The organism is Zhenhengia yiwuensis (assembly GCF_014384995.1).
Lineage (GTDB): Bacteria > Bacillota > Clostridia > Lachnospirales > Cellulosilyticaceae > Zhenhengia > Zhenhengia yiwuensis.
In genome coordinates this window covers 1-4,530 of the sequence record NZ_JACRSY010000075.1, presented here as the reverse complement: position 1 = coordinate 4,530, position 4,530 = coordinate 1, and the positions used below count along the sequence as shown (strand labels likewise).

Sequence of the window (4,530 nt, the reverse complement as noted above, 5' to 3'; positions counted from 1 at the left end):
CTTACCTTCACTTAAACCTTCTCTTTTTCTTCGTCCCATAAAAACAGCCTCCTATGAATTTATTTTATCATAGAAAGCTGTACGAGAATTTAAATTTACAGAGTTTTCTTCACACTCTCTCAAAGGATAAGAAAATCTCTTTACAATCTTCTAAAGAAGCTAACTCGTTAATAATTTTTTTTAGTGCTATTTTACCATAACCTTTTCCTTGATGCTTATAATCAATCATCAATCTAAGTATCTCATAAAACTTGTTTACCTCACCAAAGCCATACATTGTAAATCCAATCATTTGTTCGTTGTTATAGATTGCTTTAATAATCCATTCATTTTGTATTTTTGATAGTGCTATAGATAGTGCATTAGAAGTTACAAATTCTTCATATAGAGTTGGAATTCCAGTTTTATTAGTTGTGAGAGAAATACATTCCATCCAGTTTGCTTGAGTAATATCTCGTAAGCTTATATTCATATCTTCATTCCCCCCCTATTTGTATATTAGACATTATTTAATTCATCAAATATCTATTTCTTTGATTAAACTTTACTCAATTTCTCTTTCAAAAATTACTTCATAGCTGCTTGCTCCATATGCCCCTACTTTTTCATATAATATTAATTCACCTGTTTTAATCTGTAGTGGTTGAACCTTTACTACCTTTCCAATACATACTGTTGGTGTATTATATTTCTTTCGTTGTTCTTGCATGATGTTTAATAGTCCTGTGTATGGATTATTTATGGTTATCACTCCTCTTAGGGTTATAAACCATACTCCTAGCAATTTTTGACTAAGAGTATGGTTTATTATTTGATTTATAAAATAACATATTTTATTAAAACATTTATCCTCTATTCCCTATCGGATAGATCTATTCTAATTTCATGATCTACTTGTTGATATTGTTCACCGTACTTAGCCACTTTTAGATTCAATGCTAGTATGTCGTTTAAATCTTCATCATTAAGCCCTTCCCACTTAAATACTCCTTCACCTTGTATCGCTATACTTGCTAATTGAGACTTATATCTATTTCCATTTGCATTGTGTAGCTCAAACTCGATTTGTACATCTTTTACTGGCTCTATTATCTCAAAATATATTTTTTGACTTAACTTATTTGCTGTGTACTTTTCAACAAAGATTTTTCCTCCGCCTGGCACATAAATTGTCTCCCTTACAGGTATTTGAAAGGTTTCTACCATTAACGCTTCGCCATTCGTGTTAAAGTCAAATGTCCATTTATCTTCAATTTGTTCTTCATAAGATCCAAATTCCCTAAAAACTACTCTTATGTCTAGGTCATCTTTAAGTATATCTTCCACTAACCATTCCATACAAAATTCAAAAGTATGATTATTTATTTCTCTTTCACTCACCAAATAATTTGTTTTTATAACTTGTCCATTAATATATATATCCGCATCTCTAATACTAAAGTATTGTGGCAAAGGATCTTTGCTTGTTACTCTCAGGGTTACTGCAATTTCATCACTATCTACTAGCACCTCACCTAATTGTACGGTAATACCTTTTTTAGTTACTACTTGATTCACTACATTACTATAGGTTTCCAATTTTCTATTTACTCCTATAAAATCTGCTATCTTGTGCAATACTGGATCCATCATTGCATAGACAGGTAATGTATATCCTCCTATCCATATAAACAATATCCCTATAGCTACCATTGCTTTTATCCTCTTCTTTACCGTTCGCTTACTCACCGATTTTTTTGCATTCTTAATCCATCTTTTTGACCTTAATTCATCTACCTCCTCATAATCATAATCATCTAATTCTATTGTCATATCATTAAATTCTTCATATACGTTGTGTTTCATCACTTGACACCCCCCTTTCCCATAAAGTTTTTAACTTTTTTCTTCCTCTTGATAACCTATTATAGATATAATTTTTGCTCTTCCCTGTTTGCCTACATACTTCTTCTACACTTTTGTCATTAAAGTATATTTCAGTAAACAACTGACGATCCTTTTCCTTTAGCTCACCTAAAATAGCTTCTAAACCTTTTCTTGTATCATGCTGTAGAAGTCTATTCAAGTGCTCATCCTCTGTGACTAAATATGCTTTATCTAACTCTATTTCTTCATTTAACTTTTTGTATTTCTTTACATAGTTAAGGCTCTTATATTTTGCTAATATAGCAATCCAATTCTTAAAGCTATTTTTTGTCCCATCATAACACTCTATATAATCCCAAATAGCTAATAGAATATCATTGACACACTCATCTTGGTAACTTAATAGATTATACATATGCTTACTTACAATACTATTGATTAGTCCACCATATGTTTTGACCAATAGTTCAAATGCTCTCTCATCTCTTAGCTTGAATAACTGAATAATTTCTTCATCCGTTTGTTTCATTTTCTCACCTCCATTAGTCACTACTATGTATTAATTCAATCTGAGTAATAAATACCTATCACTTTTCCATATTTTATTTTTCTATCTTAAAAATTTCTACGATATTGATGATCTTATAACTTGTTATCCTTCCAGTACCATAATACCTCCTCTGTAGGAGTATTAATTATTTGATATCAAAAACACCTATTACAAGCCTACACTAGTCTGTCTTATTTATACACCAGTTTAACTAATTTATCGTATTCATACAACTTCTAAATTTATATTAGTCCTATATCGCCCTCCACTCCAACTATGACTATCACCTCACACTAAAAATACCCCTAACGGTCTTTTCTTTTTCTACTAAAGGTATTATTGATTGTTCAAGATTAGAAATAACTAATCCATTCAGTATAACATGTCTTAAGACATTTGCTAGGCTAAGGCATACTCTTAAAACTTATAAGTCTTCCATAAAAATGTCACTTAGAATTTGAAAGATGTAACAACTGTACACCTTATTTTTAAGTGCTATTTTTATACTTTTTACAATAAGGATGAAGTACCACTTTAAACAATAAAACAGGACGCTGAGGTTTTTCCATAGGGAGGGCTCGGCTTTTTTATAATTCAGACAGGAAAATATATGAAAATAAAATCATAAAGATGAAAATAAGTGTTGACTTATGAAAATACAGGAATATAATAAGAATATAAAGACTTATCAGAAAAAGGGGTTGGGATTATGAGTCCATTAGAAAAGCTTTTTACCGTAGAAGACATTGCACAGATGACATCACTTACAACACGTACCATTCGTAATTATTTAAAAGATGGAAGCTTGGTAGGTCGTAAGATTGGGGGACAATGGCGTTTTACTGAAGAAGATATCAAAAACTTTATGTCACGGGACGCGGTCATTACACACTTTAAAGATGTAGCTATCCAATCCATTTATGATTTTATAGATGGTGTCAATACCGACGTTAAAGGAAAACTTCAAATTTGTAATATTATTGATTTGTATACCAGTTATGAAAAAGCTGTTGCAAAAAATAATCAAATTTGTGATATAGTTAATAAAGAGATAAAAGGGATGGATATCCAATACGATGTAACCATAGATGGTAAAGAGGAAGATGAAGAGGTAAAGATACGCTTTGTGCTCTATGGGCCACCATCATTCCTGATGAAGGTATATCCCCTATTAGAAGACTAAATGAATAAAGAAATGACAGATACTAAAGAAAAAGAGCTTGCACCTTCACAAGGTGTAGAGAGGACACCAACGAGAAATCTTTTCAAATAAAATACCCGCTGACAATAACTTTGTCAGCAGTCTAGAGCGATACCTTAGGTATCGCCCCTCCTTTTTCTGTCAATAAATCTTAACACTAAAGTATATATTTTTTGTATTTTCATAATATACAATCCTAAGTTTGTTTCATACTGACCATTACTCCACTTATGACTATCACTTGTAATAAAAATACCCTTAGTAAGATTTCTACTAAGAGCATCATTTATTATTTATGACTAAGGCAACCACTTTTACGGCATCACCATCATTATGTCGCTGCATATCTGTTATACCAAAGGCATCTATATAATATTGATTAATCAGTTCAAAATCTTCTTCCCAATCTAAAAATAAAATGTTGCAATACCTAAGAAATCCCAATCTGAAAATGTAAAATTAATTTGTTCTTCTCCTAATGTCTTAGTTGACCAATTGGCTAAATCAGTTCATCAAAGACTGCATCCTTAATGACAATGCGTTCTGAACCGATTGCATCCGGATCATCTAATTTAGAGATAATCGTACAAGCTGTTTGCTTACCTTCTGTGCTTTTGCTAATCTTCTTGCCATATTGACATCTGTTTCATCTAAGGAAACTTTGACTTCAAAGGCTGTGACTTCTGCCATATAGGTTCCTTCAATCCACACCTCTCCCCAAGTTCCATTCATTACTTGTTGTATATTGTATTTATCCATGTTGTTCCTTTCTTGTGGTATAAAAAATAGGGCTGTTGAAAGCCCTTAATATAAAAAATATCTTATTTATTTACAAATTTTATACTTGCTAGAGTTCTGTCACCTCTTACTGATGCATCTATACCTTTAAGGTATATAACAAGTGTATCTTCAT

5 protein-coding genes and 1 pseudogene are annotated in these 4,530 nt (G+C 31.5%); 1 reads left to right on the top strand and 5 read right to left on the bottom strand.

Features of this window, described 5'->3' with window-relative positions; translation table 11 throughout:
- Nucleotides 1–109 precede the first annotated feature (109 nt).
- The 4 genes from H8718_RS19670 to H8718_RS19655 all read right to left on the bottom strand — a co-directional run bounded on the left by H8718_RS19670 (nt 110) and on the right by H8718_RS19655 (nt 2,395).
- Nucleotides 110–472 carry a GNAT family N-acetyltransferase gene (locus H8718_RS19670; RefSeq protein WP_249334739.1) on the bottom strand — a complete coding sequence of 121 codons (363 nt, stop codon included), beginning with the start codon at nt 470–472 and terminating at the stop codon, nt 110–112.
- A gap of 72 nt (nt 473–544) precedes the next feature.
- A complete protein-coding gene (locus tag H8718_RS19665; RefSeq protein WP_249334738.1) occupies nt 545–709 on the bottom strand; it encodes a DUF2577 family protein in 165 nt (54 codons plus the stop codon).
- Between the two features lie 143 nt (nt 710–852).
- Complete coding sequence (locus tag H8718_RS19660) at nt 853–1,845, bottom strand: DUF4179 domain-containing protein (RefSeq protein WP_249334737.1); 993 nt, start codon at nt 1,843–1,845, stop codon at nt 853–855.
- Nucleotides 1,826–2,395: a sigma-70 family RNA polymerase sigma factor gene (locus H8718_RS19655; protein WP_249334736.1), complete on the bottom strand. Its 570-nt coding sequence runs from the start codon at nt 2,393–2,395 to the stop codon at nt 1,826–1,828. Before H8718_RS19655 ends, H8718_RS19660 begins: the two co-directional genes overlap by 20 nt.
- A gap of 730 nt (nt 2,396–3,125) precedes the next feature.
- Here H8718_RS19655 and H8718_RS19650 point away from each other — a divergent pair.
- Entirely contained in the window at nt 3,126–3,599 is a 474-nt protein-coding gene (locus tag H8718_RS19650) for a helix-turn-helix domain-containing protein (protein WP_249334735.1), read from the top strand.
- A 517-nt stretch (nt 3,600–4,116) separates the two neighbouring features.
- Here the strand turns inward: H8718_RS19650 and H8718_RS21135 are convergent.
- Nucleotides 4,117–4,307 (bottom strand): annotated as a pseudogene (locus H8718_RS21135) (phage tail tube protein).
- Nucleotides 4,308–4,530: the final 223 nt, after the last annotated feature.